The organism is Chryseobacterium sp., assembly GCF_008014695.1.
Classification (GTDB): Bacteria; Bacteroidota; Bacteroidia; order Flavobacteriales; family Weeksellaceae; genus Kaistella.
This window is the reverse complement of record NZ_VOXE01000004.1, coordinates 264,295-282,322: the sequence shown is the minus strand read 5'-3', so window position 1 is coordinate 282,322 and position 18,028 is coordinate 264,295. Positions and strand designations below refer to the sequence as shown.

Below are 18,028 nucleotides of genomic sequence, written 5' to 3'. Positions count from 1 at the left end.
GTAATAATTAAAAATACTTCTATATTTATCCTTAAATAATTTTTAATGAAAAAAATCCTAACCACTTTAACAATAATGGGAGCGCTTACGATGACGAACGCACAGAAATTCGAGACGAAGAAAATCACAGATAAAGCCGGATACACTTACGAAACGGTAACAAACGATAAAAATGGGGTCAGAGTCTATACCTTAAAAAACGGACTGAAAGTTTACCTTGCCCAGAACTTCGACGCACCGAAAATACAGACTTACATTCCTGTAAGAACAGGGAGCAACAACGATCCGTCCGACAATACCGGTTTGGCGCATTACCTTGAACACATGATGTTCAAAGGCACCTCGAAACTGGCCTCTTCAAACTGGCCTGAGGAACAGAAATTGATCAGCCAGATTTCTGATCTGTACGAACAGCACAAAGCTGAGCAGGATCCGGAAAAAAAGAAACAGCTCTATAAAAAAATCGACGAGGTTTCTCAGGAAGCCAGCAAATTTGCCATTGCGAATGAATATGACAAAGCGATTTCATCACTCGGTGCTTCTGGAACAAATGCGCATACCTGGCTCGACGAGACGGTGTACAAAAACAACATTCCGAACAACGAGCTTGAAAAATGGCTTAAAGTAGAGAAAGAAAGATTTTCTGAACTGGTTTTAAGACTTTTCCATACCGAACTGGAAGCGGTGTACGAGGAATACAACCGTGCGCAGGACAACGATTCACGTCTCGTGAACTATGAACTGATGGACGCGCTTTTTCCGAAACATCCCAACGGTCAGCAAACCACGATCGGAAAATCGGAGCACCTGAAAAACCCTTCCATGGTAGCGATTCACAGATATTTTGATACGTATTATGTGCCGAACAATTACGCCATGGTTTTGGTGGGAGATCTTGATTTCGATAAAACGATTAAACTCGTGGATCAGTATTTCGGAAGTTTCAAATTCAAGGAACTGCCGATGAAAAAAATGGTTTCGGAAGAACCCATGACCAAAGTGGTGGAAAGAACTGTGAAAAGTCCTTCCGCTCCGCGTCTGCAACTGGCCTGGAGAACCGATTCTTACGGAACGAAAGAAGCCCGAATGGCGGATATCGTGGCGAATATTTTGACAAATTCCGGTGAATCAGGACTTATTGATCTGAATATCAACCAAAGCCAGAAAGCATTGAGAGCGATGGCTTATGCGTCGCCTTTTAAAACCTACGGAACATTTTCGATGATGATTGTCCCGAAAAACGACCAAAGCTTAGACGAGGCCAAAAAACTAATGTTGGATCAGCTGGAGCTCGTAAAGAAAGGTCAGTTTCAGGAGTGGCTGATCCCTGCGATCATCAATGATATGAAAATCCAGAGAATGAAAGGCTTTGAAACTGCTGACGGACTCGCGACAACCCTTTACGGAACTTACATCAACAAACAGGACTGGGAACAGGAACTGAATGAGATCAATGAGTACGAAAAAATCACGAAAGCCGATGTGGTAAAATTTGCGAATGAGTTCTTCAAGGATAATTATGTGGTCATTAAGAAAGAAAAAGGCACAAACGATAAGCTTGTCCGCGTAGAAAATCCCGGAATTACACCGATTAAACTGAACAAAGATGCACAGTCAGGTTTTCTGAAAGAAATTCTGAGCGAAAAATCTTCAGAAATCAAACCGGAATTCATCGATTTTTCCAAAGCCATCAAAACCGACAAAATTGAGGGCAAGAAAGCAAGTTTTGTGGAAAACAAATACAACGATGTGGCTCAGGTGTACTTCATTTATCCTTTCGGAGGAGACCATGACAAAGAACTGAGCCTTGCGACGCAGGTTTTGCAGTATTTAGGGACCGACAAACTTTCTGCAGAAGACCTGAAGAAAGAATTCTTCAAACTGGGAATCTCTAATGATTTCAGGACTACACCTGATCAGCTGATTGTTTCGCTGAGCGGGCTTGAAGAAAATATGCCCGAAGGAATCCAACTTTTGAAAAATTGGATGCAGAACGCAAAACCGGATCAGAAAGTGTATCAGGAAAATGTGAAAACCATTCTGGAAAGCCGCGATATTGCCAAAAAAGACAAGGCCAGAATCATGAGTGCACTCACGAATTATGCGAAGTACGGAAAAGTTTCCAGATTTACAGACGTGGTATCGGAAGCAAGGCTCAACGCTATCAGGTCTGAAGAAATGACCAAAAAGATTCAGGATCTGCTCAAAATGCCGTATGAAATCTTCTTTTACGGAAATGATTTCGGCGCATTTAAGAACTATGCTAAAACTTTTGTAGAAAACGAAACCGTGAAAGTTCCGGCGAAAAAAATCTATCCCGAACCGGCAACTGAAGGAAAGGTGTATTTCACGAATTATGATATGGTGCAGACGGAGATGAGCAAGATTGCGAAAGGCCGGAATGTCAACCTGAAAAATTTCGGAAAAATCAACGTCTTTAACGAATATTTCGGGCGCGGACTGTCATCTATCGTTTTCCAGGAAATTCGGGAGAGCAAGAGTCTGGCGTATTCTGCGTATGTTTCTTATGCGAACAACAGTGAGCTGAACCATCCGGATTATATCACGACTTATATCGGAACACAGGCAAACAAACTGCCGCAGGCGGTAAATGCAATGGATGAACTGATGGCCAATCTGCCACAGGTTCCGGCGCAGTTCGAGAACGCGAAAAACGCAGCCCTGAAGCAAATCGCTTCCGGAAGAATCAACAGGACCAATATCTTCTTCAACCAGCTGAATCTTAAAAAACTGGGAATCGACTATGATATCAGAAAAGATATTTATTCGGAAATCCAGAAACTTACTTTGGCAGATGTAACCGACTTTTACAATGCCGAGATGAAACCGTTGAAATACAACACCGCAATTATCGGGAAAAAAGAAAATCTTGATATGAACGCGATGTCCAAAATGGGAACATTGCAGGAAGTGAGCCTTGAAGAGATTTTTGGATACTAAAACATTAATCCGCCTGAATCTATAAAGAAAGGTCGGATTCCAGAAGGGAAAAATAAAAAATCTACGGAAATACACTCCGTAGATTTTTTTATGTAAACACCGGATCACCATCACCGTCCTGATAGTGAGGGTCGAAATTTTCGGGCAGAACCTTTAACAGATCCTTATGGTACAGATATTTTCTTTCTGCATTTTTATGATACAGTTTTGGAAATTTTCCGGAAATCAGTTGTTCATTTAAATGTGTATGATAGGAAATCAGGGTTTTGATCTTTTTTTCAATAATGAAATTTTTAAGAAAGTTCACAAAATCTTCCAGGTCGCCCTTACTGAACAGATAGGGAATCTTTAAATGTCCGTCACGCATCTGCAGTAATGCACCATCAGAAAGATGACCGGAATCATCATAGATCTTCACCCAGAAATATTTAAAATCTTTGGAATAACTTGAAAACAGATATTTTTTCAGCGTTTCCCGGCCTTCTAAAATCCATGGATTTCTGATGATGAGGTTCAGTTCTGCTGCCGTTCGGGTTGAAGGAAAATGGCTGATAAATCTTTCACTCTCTTCATCCACATCATCCTTAATTTCAAAATGAAGAGATTTTGATTTTTCCAGTTGCCTTTTAGCTGAAACCAAACTGTTCGCAAGTAAGTCAACTGTTTTAAAAATCGGCTTCAATTTTGAGAGACCGGTTTTCTTCCTCGGAATGAGCGTTTCGAAATCGGTTCTGAAATAGAAGCGCTGTCCTTTTTTTGACGTGATATATTCAACTTTTCCGGTTTTCATATACAGGTTTTCAGCTTCCTTTGTAAACTCTGTCATGGCGATTTTTCCATTGTACCTTTCAAAAACCTTCTGCAGGAGTTGCTGTGCAATTTTCTTACCGCGAAAATTTTCGTTTACATATACGGTGCTTAACCATGCATATTTAACAGGCATTGAATCAACCGTAAGCAGGTCGGGCAATGAACCGAGATAGCCGGCCAATTTTCCGTTTTCGAAGGCGAGAGAGAGCAGCACATCATCTTCATCCGCTTTGGGATTTTGGATCTGCGATAAGGCGCGGTGTTTGGTAATGGGCAAAAAATCAAAGGATTCATATTCACCGGAATGGATAAACTGTTCCAGATCCTTTTTGTTAAGGCATTTCAGAATAATCATTTGCGGTGAATGGTATTTTTGTTGAGCAATTTTTTCAGTTTAAAGTAAGCAATTTCCTCCTTCAGGATCTGGGCAGCGTCTTTGCCATTTTCCATAGGAATTCTCTGCAGATTTTTTTTAACACTGTCGAGTTTTAATCCGGCACTTCCGAAAGTACAAAACAGATCCTCTTTTTTATAAATCTCATCAAAAAATTCCTTTTTGACCCCGTAATCGGTAAACGGAAAAGCGAAACTTTCAACATTGAAATGTTTTGTAAGAAATTCGTGTCCGGCCACCGTATTCTGAATCTGTTCAGCGGGTTCCAGTGTGTTGTAAAGAGGATGATCAAACCCATGGTTGGAAATTCCGAAACCTTTGCTTACCACTGAGTGCAGCTGATCCAAAGTCATATAGGGTCTGTAATCGATCAGAAAATCTGTGAAACTGAATTTAAAATGAGATGCGATTCGGTCTAAAATAAACCGGTCGTCATAAGTAAATGCCTGAATCTTCGAAATCAGCAGTTTTTTGATGTCATGAGTCAGTTCGATTCCGGGAATAGTAGTAAGTGTGTTTTTATCCATCTGTGCGACTCTTTCAATCAGCAGACTTGCCTTGCAGCGGAACATTAAATCCTGATTACCGATAAATGCAGGGTTAATGAAATTAACGGCATAAATGCCTTTCCGTTCCAAAATGGGAACCACCACATCGTGAAATTCCACCAAACCGTCATCGAAGGTGAGAAGCGCTATTTTTTTTTTAGGTTTGAAATATCCGTTGTGGAAATCCTTGAATTCATCCCAACTCACGAACTGGAAATTGCGGGAAAGAATATCCAGGTCTTTTTCAAATTCTTTTTGCGTTTTGTACTGGATGATGTTTCGAAGATGGGGCAGAGGCCCATCTGAAACCGCGTGATAAACAGGAATGCAGTAATCCAGAGGATAAGATTTTGCAATATCGTCCGTCTGAAATTTCGAGCCTAGGCTGATTATTTTTTCTTTGATCCCCATTTCGCAATTAATGATTTTTGACCGATTTCAATACCATCAATTCTCAAAACATCACTCAAAAATAAGCAAAAATCCCGTGAAAATTCACGGGATTCATTTTTTTGATTTGTAAATAATTATTTTACAATCTTCATTTCATTGATCAGCCATTTTGCATCGGCATATTTATCGATGATGAAAAGGATGTATTTTGTATCCACCATGATATTTCGGGAAAAACGCGGATCGTAATTGATGTCGCTCATCGTTCCTTCCCACTGCCGGTCGAAATTCAGGCCGATGAGGTTTCCGTATGCATCCAGCGCCGGACTTCCGGAATTTCCGCCGGTCGTGTGGTTGGTCGCGGTGAAATTTACCGGTACATCTCCCGTTTTATCTTTATAAATGCCATAATCCTTGGTATTGTACAGATTGATCAGTTTTTTGGGAACATCAAATTCATAATCTCCCGGAACATATTTTTCCATAATTCCGGCAACATGGGTCTGATAACCGTAATAAACCGCATCTCTCGGGTTTGAGCCTTTCACCTGCCCGTAAGTCACACGAAGCGTAGAATTGGCATCCGGGAAAAACTTGCGGTCTTTGTCAGTTTCCATTTGCTGCGCCATGAATTTTTTCTGAAGCACATCGATCTGGCTTTGCAACGCGGCGAATTTTCCATCGGTAGAAGAAAAGTACGTTTCTCTCATGGAAGAAGCCAGCTGAATGATCGGATCGTTTTTCAACGTTTTGATCAGTTCCGCAGGATTTGAAAAAACCTTATTGATGTCAGTATGAACAGTCGCACCGTTTAAGGCATGCCGACCGGTAATCACGGAATTTTTAGACCAGCTTTCTACAGTTGCCAGATTTTTGGCTTCATCTTTATACTGACTGAAATTTGCCGGCTGGAACTGCAGTGGCGTTTTATTGGCATAAAGTGCAAGCAGTTTTGCCGTTACTTTCGCGTCGAGTTCGCCGCTGTAATCTTTGTAAAATCCGGACAGACGTTCCTTGAAAGCAGTAGTGGCTTTTTCATCTATTTTACCGGCTTCATAAGCCTGCATGAAACTCAGATATTGGTTGGCCAGCGTTAATGTTTCTGCGTTTCTCACCACTTCCGAATAATAGGAACGGTTCAGCGCATAGGGTGACTGTTCGGTGTAAAGGCGGTTAAGTTCATCAATCGTCGGTTTGATCTGTGCATTTTTTGCAATCAGAGACTGTTCGTATTGTTTCTTTTTTCCGACCGCGTCCGATTTTTTCAGACCTTCCACTTCGCCGATCCATTTTTTCCAGTAATTGGCTACGGAAGCGTATTTTGAAGCGTATTTGATTCTGGTGGCGGCATCGGTACGCATTTTTTCATCCAAAGTTTTTAAAGCCACTTCACGAACCGAAATCATCGCCGGATCGGTCTCATTCATCACTTTTTCTACTGCGATGGCGGGTAAATATTCCGTTGTTCTTCCCGGGAATCCGAATACAAACGTGAAATCGTTCTCCTGTTTGTCTTTAATGGAAACGGGAAGGAAATATTTCGGTTTGTACGGGATATTGTCTTTGGAATATTCTGCGGGTTTGTTGTTTTTGTCGGCATAAATCCTGAACATGGAGAAATCGCCGGTGTGTCGCGGCCAAACCCAGTTGTCGGTATCTGACCCGAATTTTCCGATGCTTTGCGGCGGTGCGCCAACCAAACGGATGTCTTTATACGTTTCAATGATGTAAGCGTAATACTTATTGCCATAATAAACCGGACGTACCACTGCTTTTTGCCAGGATTCCAGTTTAAAACCGGCTTTTACCGTTTCAATATTTTTGTTGATAAGTTCCTGTGAAGCTTTAGCATCAAGATTTTGAGTTCCTTCCAAAACTGCAGCAGTTACTTCTTTGATGTCAGCGATGAAATCAACCGTAACCCCCGGGTTCGGAAGTTCGCCGTTCATGTCTTTTGCCCAGAAACCGTTTGTGAGCAGGTCATTTTCAACAGTAGAATGGCTCTGAATGTTGTCATAACCACAGTGGTGATTCGTGAGCAACAATCCCTGTGCTGAAATGATTTCTGCCGTACAGCCACCGTCGAACTGAACGACCGCATCTTTAATACTCGGTTTTGAAGGATCAAAAATCTGTTTTGCGGAAATTTTCATTCCGAGATCTTTCATTTCCTTTTCATTGAGCTCCGTAGGAATCCACATTCCGCCGTACTGTTGCCCGAAAGCCATCACCGCCGGAAAAAGGATTGCCGAAAGCAATATATTTCTTCTGTTCATTTTAAAAATTTGTCTAAAAATAAGGAATTTTGCGGAAATGAAAAGCCTCATCCTTGTATGGATACCTTATTTTTTTGGTTTCTTTTCGTTCTTTTCGAGTTTTTCGGCCGCAGCGCATGAAATTTCCATCAGTTTTTTCCATTCCTGCTGATGTTCAAAAGGAATCACGTACCAACCGCCCATGGGTCTTCCTTCTGCCGGCGTAAAAACGCTGACGCCGGAGAGTTTCAAGGCTTCTTCCAGGGTTTCTCCGGAAATTTTTACGACCAAAAGATCGCGCCAGAACATTGCGCCTGCCTTTCCGTTTGGCATTTTAATGCATAAGGCACCAAACATTTTTCCTGGCCTGGCATTCGGAATCTGTTCTGCAAGTTCTGAAAAGTACTGTTCTTCCTGAGACATGATTGAATAATTTAATTATTTAATTTCTTTGAAAAGTCCATATGCTGGATTCTTATGGCGTTCAGAATGGCCAGAAGCGCGACGCCGACATCCGCGAAAACCGCTTCCCACATCGTTGCCAAACCGCCTGCACCTAAAATTAAGACAACGGCCTTCACCCCGAAAGCCAGAATGATATTCTGCCACACAATTTTTTTCGTTTCCTTTCCGATTTTAATCGCCATAGGGATTTTCGAAGGTCTGTCGTCCTGAATCACGACATCTGCGGTTTCAATAGTAGCATCGCTGCCCAGGCCGCCCATCGCAATTCCCACATCACTTAAAGCAACCACGGGAGCATCATTCACACCGTCGCCCACAAAAGCAACGGTTCCGTTCCCCGATTTTATCTCCTTTACCTTATTCACCTTGTCTTCGGGCAAAAGATCGCCGAAAGCATCGGTAATTCCGATTGTTTTTGCCACTTCCTGCACCACAGCAGATTTGTCGCCGCTCAGCATTGTGGTTTTGATTCCTAATTTTTGAAGTGATAAAACGGTGGAAGCCGCATCCTCTTTAATCTGATCTGAGATCGTGAGATAACCTGCAAATCTTTTGTCGAGTGCCACTGCAATCAATGTATCAGAAACGGTATGATGGCTGATGTGATGCTGAATTCCGAATTTTTCCAGGAGCTTGAAGTTGCCGGCCAGAAATTCTTTGCCGTCGACCGTTCCTTTCAGGCCGTAACCGGCAATATCTTCCACATTTTCCAATAAAATGGAATGCTTGACCTCGCCGACAAATTCATGAACAGCAGTGGCGATCGGGTGGGTGGATTTGCTTTCCAGAATATTCAAATACTGCAGAATTTCTTCTTTATTAAAATCTTTTTCGATAAAAACCTTCTGGACTTTAAAGACGCCTTCCGTCATGGTTCCGGTTTTATCCATCACTACATGATTGATACTGGCCAGAACATCGATAAAATTGCTGCCTTTAAACAAAATGCCATTCCTGCTTCCTGCTCCGATTCCGCCAAAATATCCGAGCGGAATGGAAATCACCAACGCGCACGGACACGAAATCACCAGAAAAACCAAAGCACGGTAAAGCCAATCCCTGAATTCGTAATCCTGAACAAAAAAGTAGGGAAGGAGACAAATCCCAATCGCAAGAAAAACGACGATAGGGGTGTAAATTTTTGCAAATTTCCGGATAAAAAGCTCGGTTTTCGCCTTTTGAGAGGTGGCATTCTGAACCATCTCCAGGATTTTAGACAGTTTAGAATCCCGGTAAGCGGTATTGATTTTCACTAAAGAAACCGTGTTGAGGTTGATCATGCCCGCCAAAACGGTGTCGTCTTTTTTCTTCGTACTCGGTTTACTTTCGCCGGTTAAGGCAGAAGTGTTGAAAGAGGCGGTTTCCGAAAGCAGTTTACCGTCGAGCGCCAGTTTTTCGCCCGGTTTTAACTGAATGAGCTGCCCGATTTCCGCACTTTCTGCTTTAATTATTTTAGGAATGTTATTTTCCATCACCGTAACTTCATCCGGACGCTGATCCAGCAGGATGCCAATATTGCGTTTGGCCTTCTGCACAGCCATCATCTGGAATACTTCACCAACGGAATAAAAAAGCATCACCGCAACTCCTTCCGGGTATTCGCCAATGGCAAAAGCACCGACTGTTGCAATGGTCATCAGCAGGAATTCTGAAAAGAAATCTCCATTTCTGATGCTCGAAAATGCTTCCTTCATCACCGGTAAACCTACAGGAAGAAATGCCGAAATATAAAGTGCGAGCCGAAGCCATCCGGTAAACCATTCAGGTTTCAGCACATAATCCAGTAAGATGCCAGTGAGCAGCAGAATTAATGAAAATAGCGCTGGTAGAAACATCTTTAAAGGAGATTTTCCGTCGTTTTCATGAGAATGATCGTGGTCATGACCGTTGGTTTCGTGGTCTTTGTCGGATTTTCCGTGAATTTTTATGGGTTTGTCCTCTGTGGAACAACATTCTTTAGACATAATGGGTTGTTTGATTTAAAATTTATATTTAATACCACCATTAAAGGTTCTGCCTTCTGTATGGGTCCAGATTTCATCAAATACCGGTTCGGCATGGCTTCCGGAAACGACCGGTTTATACCGGCTTTGTCTGGTATCGGTGAAGTTTTCAAAATTAATAAACACCGAGAATTTTCCGAAATATTTCTCTGCCATAAATCCAAGTTCCCAGTAGGGCTGCGTTAAACTGCGGTCGTATAAATATTGTTGATCGGTGAAATAGGCTTCGAATCCTGTTTTGAATTTCCCTTCCTTTTCTGCCACCAATGCCAAATTAATGCGGTTGGCGGGAACCAAAGGTATTTTCTGGGTATCTGGAAGATAATCTGCCTTTGTGTCGGTGTAGGTATACCCTCCAAAAAATTTGATAAAATCTTTATAAATGAGTTTAATATTGGTTTCAAAACCTTTGCTGAAAACATCTTCCCCGGTATTGGTCAGGAATGGATTTCCGGCATGGTCAGCGTCCAAAACAAGAGAATTTTTAAGTTGGGTATAAAAAAACATCTGGTTGATGCTGAAATCCAGGTTTTCGCCGATTTTCGTTTTAAAATTTACATCCGCGGTCGCTCCTGTACTTTTTTCAGAACTTATATTCTGCAGTGCCTTTAAATTTTGGAAATGAAAAGTATCCGTCTGTTCGGTGAAGGAAGTGGGCGTTTTATATCCAAAGCCGCCGCCAATTCTGGTGCTCCATTTGGTGTTAAATCTATAAAGCAGGGACGTTTTTGGGAGCAGGAAACTTTCTTTCTTCACAAAAAGAACGTTGCCGTAATTTACAAAATCGGCACGGAGACCATTCTCAATTTTAAAGTTTTCGGAAATGTCCCAGGTGTGCTGCACGTAAGCACCTGACGTTTCGGTGCGGAAGGTCAGATCAGCAACGACCTGCGCAGTACGGTCTTTAAAATGGTCATTGATATAGTTTGCGCCGAGTACCAAATTCTGATTTGTAAAACCCCGGTTCCATGAAAAGTCCGAATAAAAATTCCTGCTGGTTCCCTGGAAAGTGTAATCCGGAATCTGAATGGATCTGTCGAATATATTGAGTGCAGTTCTCAGATTGATTTTGGAATCCTCTTTGAAACGGTGCTCGAATTCCAACGTTGTGGTATTTCTGATGGAGGAATTTTTTTCAAAATATTGGTGAAATCCATCGGTATTTCCGGTAATTGCCTGCATGTCTCCACCGGTACGGTTCCCTGTTGTAAACGCATTTCCCAGGATTATTTCCGAATTTTCAGACAGATAAAGAAATATTTTAGGATTGAGTGTGAATTCCCGGGATCGCGGAAGCTCGGAAAAATCATCATGATCTACATCAAATTCTTTTTGGGAATTGAATAATCCTGTAAAAGTGTATCCGAATTTTCCGTATTTCCTCGAAGTGAAAACTCCAAGATTCAGAAGTCCGGTATTGGCGTAATTGGTGATGATGTCCAGATTCTGCCTTTCTTTCGGCTCTCTGGAGATGAAATTAATGACGCCGGCGATGGCGCCTGCTCCATAAAGCGTGGAAGACGGCCCTTTAATGATTTCGACCTGATTTAAATCCAAAGGTGGAATTTCCAGAATGCTTAAACCATTGGCGAAGTTGCCGAAACTCGGAAAACCGTCTTTCAGAAGCTGGGTATATCTTCCATCCAGCCCCTGAATCCTGATGCTGGAATTTCCTGATGTCGCCGAAGTTTGCTGTACAGCGATTCCAGTGCTTTCATGAAGGATCATTGCAACGTTTGAAGGTCTCATGTTGGATTTTTCGTCAATTTCTTCCAACGCTATCGTTTCGATACGGGTGGGGGTATTGGCAATGGTACGGCTGGTTCTGGTTGATTTTAAGATGACTTCTTCAATCTCTTCAGTGGAGGGTGATTTTAAAGTGTCGGTTTGGGCATAAACAGAAGGATACAGCATTAAAAATAATACTGAAAATAATATATTTTTCATTGAAATTTTATTTGTTAAACTTTTTTAAAGAAAAGAGCTTAACAAAATTTTGGAGGCTGCCAAACCACATTCCCAACTTCATAACGAATTTTGGAATCAGGGTTTGAGAATTGTGAAAAATACTGAGATAAAAGCGGAGCTAAAGTAAACTTCTCAAATTCGGCAGTGCGGTAAGGTACCCTGCAACATGAGCACCCGCAGAAGGGAGAACAGAAATCGCTTTCGGAATGTTGGCTGTCATGCTGTTTTTGAATGTGCGACGCGGTGTTTTCATCAATAAAAGTACCGTCGCTGCAGGAAACAGAAATTAAAAATGCGAAAAATACCGCCATGATGAATCCAAAAATCTTCACATCACAAACTTACAGAAATTTTAAATATCAAACGTTTCCAAATTACGACCAATAAACTTCAACGCTATTGATCTGAATAAATCATTTCCCGTGGCACTACTTTTGAAGGTCAGAATAAAACTAAAACTAAAACATGGAATCTCTTTACGAACAGTTGTTGTGGCTTTTTATTCTGGCTATTCCGGTTGCGTGTATTGCGTGGACCATCACCCATGAAGAAATTTTTAAAGAACCACGCGAATACTGCGTGAAAAGATCGCAGGAATGCCAAAAGTTGGTAGAAAGGAAGTTTTTTTACCTTTTTACTTGTGAATATTGCTTCAGCCATTATGTAACTGCCCTTTTTTTGATCATTACACAATATAAACTTCTTTTTGAAGACTGGCGGGGCTACCTGATTTCTTTTTTTGCGGTGGTTTTTATAGCCAATGTCTATATGAGTTTATTTGCTTTTTTGCGTCAAAACCTGAAAGTGGAGAAAATTGCAGCCAAACTCAAAGAGAATGAATTGCAAGAAGAGAAACTTCGGAAACAACAAGATTAATCAAATAAATAATAAACAGGCAGTAAACCGCTTTATATTTACCTTAAAAATTAAATTATGGAAGAAAATACAAGATTAACGAAATATGGGTATGATGAATACACCGTTATTACCAATTTCGAAACTTATGAGGATGCTGTAAATTATGCAGCAGAACATCAGGGAGAACTCATTGAGGTTGGCTTTACCAATGGTGCCGACAGTCCGATGCCAAACATCGACGGAAATCTGATCGCTGAAAAAAGGCCTTTCAAAGTAGGTCTTGATCCTGAATATAAAGTCTATTATTCTTCAGACGAAGGTTTCCAGGAAATGGCGGAAAATATTCTGGAAGAAATGAAGAAAAAGGAAAATGATGTCGCGCCGGAAGACTGGCTCGCAGACCAGAATATTGCTACCGGTGACCGGATTATCATTGAAAAAGATGGCGAAGTGCACACCGTTACGACCCGCGAACGAATCAAGTACCTTATGCGCGGGAATGTTTATGAGCTGGCTGTGAAAGTGATGAATTCTTAAAACAGAAAATTAAATAGAAAAGGCTCCCATTTGGGAGCCTTTTCTATGTTAACAATTAATTGTCATTCTTTAATCAGTTTCTTCACAATGATCCGGTCTTTTGTATAAGCTTTTATGAGATAATGCCCTTTTGCAAGTCCCGAAAGATCTGCGGAATTTCCTTTTATTCCAATGGAACTTATAATCCTTCCGGAGACATCAAAGATTTCCAGTTTAACGATCTTTTCATTGGTTTTGAAGTACAGCATGTCCTTTACAGGATTCGGATAGATGCTGAAATTTTCTGTTGCTGTTTCCGCAGTGGCCAGGAGCGCCTGTACCGTTGTGGTATAGGTATTGGTGACAATCGGTGCATTATAATCGAAGTAAATTTTTGCCAGATTGCTGAAACTGTCTCCGGTATTTAACGTAGATTTCGTTTTGATCTTAAAGGCAACAAATCCGTCATTGGTCGCATTATTGAAAGGAAGCTGAATGTTCTCGAAAATAAATTCCACGACATTCGGGCTTGTAATTCGGGTAACGAAGCTGTGACTTCCGTTCAGTGCTACAATGGAATTTATGTCAAACTTTGTAAGGTCGATTTCATCTTTCACCACAATGTTCTGCGCATTTGCAGTTCCTGTATTTTCGAACCGTATCAGATAATGAACATAGTCGCCAACCTGGGTTTGCGTAATTGCCGTTCCTTGCAGACAGGTTTTGTCATTGGGATCAAAGGAATTGACCACCGTTTGGTTCAAGGCGAAAGTATTGTCAGGCGGCGTCTCGTCGGTCAGACCATTGATCTGGGAAGTGAAATGCAGCACATCATTCCCGTTTAGCGGAGGAGTTGCTGTTGGGGTATTCAAAGCAAATGTTAAGGTGATTTCTCTGGTTTCAAACGGCAGCAGATTGGTAAAATTCCAGTTCAGTGTTCCGGTACTCTGGGAACCTGGTGCAACTGTAGCGGTTGAAAAATTCATTAAATTATCATTGTAATTAAAGACCACACTGCCGGATTGAGTAGCGGTACCTTTATTCTTAAACAATATTTTATACTTGGCGTTAAAACCGGGAGCTGCGGGGGTAACAGGAATAACCATCACTTCCAGATCATTGTGGTTTCCGTTTGCGGTAACGCAGAAGTTTTGGGTAAGCGGACTTGTTTGGGTCGGAAAATTTACTGTTAGTACATTCGGGGATATTGACCAAAAAGTTGGGTTTTCTAAAATGGGTGTGATGGTGTGCGTGCCTGCCTGAACAGGAATTGAATAGTTCCCGGAGTTATTTCCAATGATGCTTCCTGTTACAGTTCCGTTGGTGATCGTAAATTTTTGAAAAGCTTTTACTGGGTCAGTCGTATCGCAACCATTACTGTTGAAGTCGTATTTTGTATTGCCTTGTAAGGTATGGAAAGATCCTCCTGGCGTGAAGGAGCAGTAGGAATTGACATTAATGTTAGCACCCATTGAACCTAACCAAGCATATACAGTTGAAGTATCTTCTGAATCACAGCAAATAAATTGTAATTGAGGATTATTAGATATAGATAACATAGGAAAATTTTGAGCACCATTTTTAAGATTAACATATTGTAGATTATTGGATTGGCATTCCAATTGAGTTAAAAGTGGGTTTTGTGAAAGATCTAATGATGTTAATAGATTGTTCGAACACCTTAAGTAACTTAATTTTCCTACTGCAGATAAATCTAATGTTGAAAATTTATTATATAATAAATCCATTATTAATACCTCTGGAACATTATTCAATCCTAAACTGACCAAATTAGGATTTGAAGTTGCAGTAATTCTTTCTAAACTTGGACAATTGGAAAAATTTAGAGTATGCATGCTGCTGTTCGTATTTATTTCTACTCTCCATAGTAGTGGATAATTACTTAAATTTAAACTTGAAATAGCACTTCCCCCTAATCTAATATAGTAAAGACTTGTACACCCCTGCAAAGATAAATTGGAAAGTACGTTATTACTCAATAGATCTATATTTTTCAAAGTTGTCATATTTGCTAAATTTAGACTAGTCAAATGCGAACCTTGAATAGAAAGATTTTGAAGTGCTGTACAACCTAAAATATTTAATTGATTAAAAAAATTGCCACCAAAAAAAGTCAAATTTTTGAGTGAGTTTGAAACTAGTGTTATTGATGCTATACTAGTTCCGGTAATTTTAAGATTTTCAAGATTTGTGCAATTATCGATATTGATATCTGAAACATAATTTCCTGTTTGCAGATCGATTTGTAATAAATGATTCATACCACTAAAATCAATAGTATTAGCCTTAACCCCAAAAATTTTAACATATTCTAAATTAGAAAAACTTTGTAATCCAGTTAAATCGTACGTTAGCGATACAGATAGATTTAAATTTACTACATTTAATGCTTCTGAAACTTCAATTTCACCGTTGCTATTATTATCAATTTTTATATAGTTTCCAGAAGAATTTGTAGCAAAAGCATTACTTCCAGAAGTTGTAGAACTTAATAACTTAGCCTTAAAATTCGCATCCGGAATGTTCACGATTTGCGCATAAGAAACCGCAGAAAGCAGAATCAAAAAGAACAGGTAGATTTTTTTCATTCGTTGTATTTTTCTACGCTAAAGATAAAATTATTTCAACACGAATGATTATTTTTTTATCAGGTCCAGAAACTCCTGTTCATCGAGGATGACAATCGTTCCGATGTCCTGCGCCTTTTTTAGTTTGCTCCCGGCTTTTTCGCCAACTACCAGATAATTAAGATTTTTGGAAACTGCAGAAATATTTTTGCCGCCGTGTTTTTCCACCATTTCCTCTGCTTCTTCTCGAGTGAAAAGGGAAAGTTTTCCGGTAAAAAGAAAAGTTTTGCTGTCCAGAATATCGCTGATGAGCTCATTCGTGTTTTCCCCTCGTTCCAACTGAACGCCATACGATTTCAGCCGTTCAATCATAAGGATGTTTTCAGGATTCTGAAAGAAAGCGACAATGCTTTCAGCGATCTTGCCGCCGATGTCTTCCACCTGCACCAGTTCATCAACAGTCGCATTTTTTAAATCATCAATGGAGTTGAAGTTTTTTGCCAGTTTTTTCGCAACCGTTTCTCCGACATGCTTGATACCAATTCCGTACAGCACTTTTTCAAACGGTATTTCCTTAGATTTCTCAATGCCATCAATGATATTCCGCGCAGATTTCTCGGCCATCCTTTCCAGCGGAAGCAGCTGTTCTTTTGTTAAAGTGTAAAAATCTGCGGGATTTTCAACGAGTTTTTCGCGGTACAGCTGTTCAATGGTTTCACTTCCGAGATTTTCGATATTCAGGGCTTTCCGCGAGACATAATGAATCATTCTTCCCACCACCTGCGGCGGACAGTGGAGTTCATTCGGGCAGAAGTGAATGGCCTGGTCTTCAACTTTTACCAGTTCCGTTCCGCACTCCGGGCAGTTTTTGATGTATTGGATGGCTGAACTTCCGGCTTTTCTTTTTTCCGTATTTACCGCAACAATTTTCGGGATGATTTCGCCGCCTTTTTCTACATACACAAAATCATGTTCATGAAGATTGAGTTTTTTGATGATGTCTTCATTGTGCAGACTTGCCCTTTTTACCACCGTTCCCGCAAGTAAAACAGGTTTGAGATTTGCAACCGGCGTGATGGCGCCGGTTCTTCCGACCTGATAAGTCACTTTCTGCAGTTCGGTTTCCACTTTTTCGGCCTTAAACTTGTAAGCCATCGCCCATCGCGGAGATTTTGCAGTATACCCAAGCGTTCTCTGCTGCGAAAGGCTGTTCACTTTTACCACAATTCCGTCAATTTCAAAACCCAGTTGATGACGTGCTGTGTCCCAAAAACTGATGAATTCCTTTACTTCCTCCAGATTTCTGCAGAGTTTCATCTGTTCCGAGATTCTGAAACCCCAGGATTTTGTTTTCTGAAGGAGTTCCCAATGGGTATCAGCCGGAGTTTCCGTGGAAATAAACTGATAGAGAACCGAGGAAAGCCTCCGTCTGCTCACTTCTGCAGAATCCTGAATTTTCAGACTTCCGCTTGCAGTATTTCTGGGATTCATGAACAGATCCAACCCTTCCTCTTCCCGTCTTTTATTGATTCTTTCAAAATTTTTCCGCGTCAGGTAAATTTCTCCGCGCGCATAGAATTTCTCCGGAAAGTCGCCATGAAGCTGCAAAGGAATTTCAGAAACCGTTTTCACATTCGGCGTGATTTCATCGCCCTGAAAACCGTCGCCTCGCGTTACCGCTTCTTTAAGTTTCCCGTTTTCATACAAGATAGAAATCGAAGCGCCGTCATATTTCAGTTCAGCGACAAACTCCACAGGCTCTTGAACCGCTTTCTGAACGCGTTTTTCCCAGTCTTCAAGATCATTGAAATCGTAGGAATTGTCCAGAGAATACATTCTGAACTGATGCCTTACCGTAGGGAAGTTTTTTGTGATTTCGCCGCCAACCCGCAAAGTTGGGGAACTTGGGCTGGCAAATTCCGGATGTTGTTTTTCAAGTTCCTCCAGTTCTTTCAGTTTCTGGTCAAATTCAAAGTCAGAAATGGTGGGCTCGTCGAGCGTATAATAATTATAGTTGTGCTGGTGAAGTTCGTTGCGCAGTTCTTCTATTTTTTTCTGAATCGGATCAGTCATTTCGGCGGAGTTTTTACAAAAATAAATATTTGAACTCTAAATGATGATAATGTTTCTATTTTTCTCAAAAATGATATGTTGGAAATTGATATTAAATGTGCTTAATCTTATTAGTGAGTGCTCCGTCAGTTCATTAGAGGCCTTCTTAAGATTCGGTTCATTTTGAGTTTAAAGTTTGTTAAATAAATGTTAAAAC

Annotated in this window: 12 protein-coding genes; 3 read left to right on the top strand and 9 right to left on the bottom strand. The window is 40.8% G+C overall.

What is annotated here, in order from left to right:
* The first annotated feature begins 45 nt into the window (after positions 1-45).
* Entirely contained in the window at positions 46-2,961 is a 2,916-nt protein-coding gene (locus FUA25_RS12250) for a M16 family metallopeptidase (RefSeq protein ID WP_147757204.1), read from the top strand.
* An 88-nt stretch (positions 2,962-3,049) separates the two neighbouring features.
* Here the strand turns inward: FUA25_RS12250 and FUA25_RS12245 are convergent, their stop codons facing one another.
* The 7 genes from FUA25_RS12245 to FUA25_RS13505 form a co-directional block, all read right to left on the bottom strand.
* Positions 3,050-4,126 (bottom strand): GNAT family N-acetyltransferase, encoded by a 1,077-nt coding sequence (locus FUA25_RS12245; RefSeq protein ID WP_147757203.1) that lies wholly within the window; start codon positions 4,124-4,126, stop codon positions 3,050-3,052.
* Entirely contained in the window at positions 4,123-5,124 is a 1,002-nt protein-coding gene (locus tag FUA25_RS12240; protein ID WP_228411703.1) for a polysaccharide deacetylase family protein, read from the bottom strand. Before FUA25_RS12240 ends, FUA25_RS12245 begins: the two co-directional genes overlap by 4 nt.
* Before the next feature lie 116 nt (positions 5,125-5,240).
* The gene (locus FUA25_RS12235) at positions 5,241-7,382 is read right to left on the bottom strand and encodes a S46 family peptidase (RefSeq protein WP_147757202.1); all 2,142 of its coding nucleotides are present in this window, start codon (positions 7,380-7,382) and stop codon (positions 5,241-5,243) included.
* Between the two features lie 66 nt (positions 7,383-7,448).
* On the bottom strand, positions 7,449-7,784 hold the full coding sequence (locus FUA25_RS12230) for a hypothetical protein (protein ID WP_147757201.1): 336 nt from the start codon (positions 7,782-7,784) through the stop codon (positions 7,449-7,451).
* Positions 7,785-7,795: 11 nt separating this feature from the next.
* On the bottom strand, positions 7,796-9,790 hold the full coding sequence (locus FUA25_RS12225; protein ID WP_147757200.1) for a heavy metal translocating P-type ATPase: 1,995 nt from the start codon (positions 9,788-9,790) through the stop codon (positions 7,796-7,798).
* A 15-nt stretch (positions 9,791-9,805) separates the two neighbouring features.
* A complete protein-coding gene (locus tag FUA25_RS12220; RefSeq protein ID WP_147757199.1) occupies positions 9,806-11,776 on the bottom strand; it encodes a TonB-dependent receptor plug domain-containing protein in 1,971 nt (656 codons plus the stop codon).
* Between the two features lie 38 nt (positions 11,777-11,814).
* Positions 11,815-12,108 carry a DUF6660 family protein gene (locus FUA25_RS13505; RefSeq protein WP_410493481.1) on the bottom strand — a complete coding sequence of 98 codons (294 nt, stop codon included), beginning with the start codon at positions 12,106-12,108 and terminating at the stop codon, positions 11,815-11,817.
* Between the two features lie 154 nt (positions 12,109-12,262).
* Between FUA25_RS13505 and FUA25_RS12215 the strand changes: the two genes are divergently transcribed.
* Both FUA25_RS12215 and FUA25_RS12210 read left to right on the top strand, forming a co-directional pair.
* Positions 12,263-12,673: a hypothetical protein gene (locus tag FUA25_RS12215; RefSeq protein WP_147757198.1), complete on the top strand. Its 411-nt coding sequence runs from the start codon at positions 12,263-12,265 to the stop codon at positions 12,671-12,673.
* Positions 12,674-12,730: 57 nt separating this feature from the next.
* Positions 12,731-13,192 carry a hypothetical protein gene (locus FUA25_RS12210; RefSeq protein ID WP_147757197.1) on the top strand — a complete coding sequence of 154 codons (462 nt, stop codon included), beginning with the start codon at positions 12,731-12,733 and terminating at the stop codon, positions 13,190-13,192.
* A 62-nt stretch (positions 13,193-13,254) separates the two neighbouring features.
* Here the strand turns inward: FUA25_RS12210 and FUA25_RS13285 are convergent, their stop codons facing one another.
* A complete protein-coding gene (locus tag FUA25_RS13285) occupies positions 13,255-14,643 on the bottom strand; it encodes a T9SS type A sorting domain-containing protein (RefSeq protein ID WP_185146708.1) in 1,389 nt (462 codons plus the stop codon).
* A gap of 1,185 nt (positions 14,644-15,828) precedes the next feature.
* Entirely contained in the window at positions 15,829-17,832 is a 2,004-nt protein-coding gene (gene ligA / locus FUA25_RS12200; protein WP_147757195.1) for an NAD-dependent DNA ligase LigA, read from the bottom strand.
* Positions 17,833-18,028: the final 196 nt, after the last annotated feature.

Bases quoted from the DNA above. Each gene is read 5' to 3' on its own strand.
- FUA25_RS12250 (WP_147757204.1), top strand. From the start codon at position 46: ATGAAAAAAATCCTAACCACTTTAACAATAATGGGAGCGCTTACGATG.
- FUA25_RS12245 (WP_147757203.1), bottom strand. From the start codon at position 4,126: ATGATTATTCTGAAATGCCTTAACAAAAAGGATCTGGAACAGTTTATC.
- FUA25_RS12240 (WP_228411703.1), bottom strand. From the start codon at position 5,124: ATGGGGATCAAAGAAAAAATAATCAGCCTAGGCTCGAAATTTCAGACG.
- FUA25_RS12235 (WP_147757202.1), bottom strand. From the start codon at position 7,382: ATGAACAGAAGAAATATATTGCTTTCGGCAATCCTTTTTCCGGCGGTG.
- FUA25_RS12230 (WP_147757201.1), bottom strand. From the start codon at position 7,784: ATGTCTCAGGAAGAACAGTACTTTTCAGAACTTGCAGAACAGATTCCG.
- FUA25_RS12225 (WP_147757200.1), bottom strand. From the start codon at position 9,790: ATGTCTAAAGAATGTTGTTCCACAGAGGACAAACCCATAAAAATTCAC.
- FUA25_RS12220 (WP_147757199.1), bottom strand. From the start codon at position 11,776: ATGAAAAATATATTATTTTCAGTATTATTTTTAATGCTGTATCCTTCT.
- FUA25_RS13505 (WP_410493481.1), bottom strand. From the start codon at position 12,108: ATGGCGGTATTTTTCGCATTTTTAATTTCTGTTTCCTGCAGCGACGGT.
- FUA25_RS12215 (WP_147757198.1), top strand. From the start codon at position 12,263: ATGGAATCTCTTTACGAACAGTTGTTGTGGCTTTTTATTCTGGCTATT.
- FUA25_RS12210 (WP_147757197.1), top strand. From the start codon at position 12,731: ATGGAAGAAAATACAAGATTAACGAAATATGGGTATGATGAATACACC.
- FUA25_RS13285 (WP_185146708.1), bottom strand. From the start codon at position 14,643: ATGGGTGCTAACATTAATGTCAATTCCTACTGCTCCTTCACGCCAGGA.
- ligA (WP_147757195.1), bottom strand. From the start codon at position 17,832: ATGACTGATCCGATTCAGAAAAAAATAGAAGAACTGCGCAACGAACTT.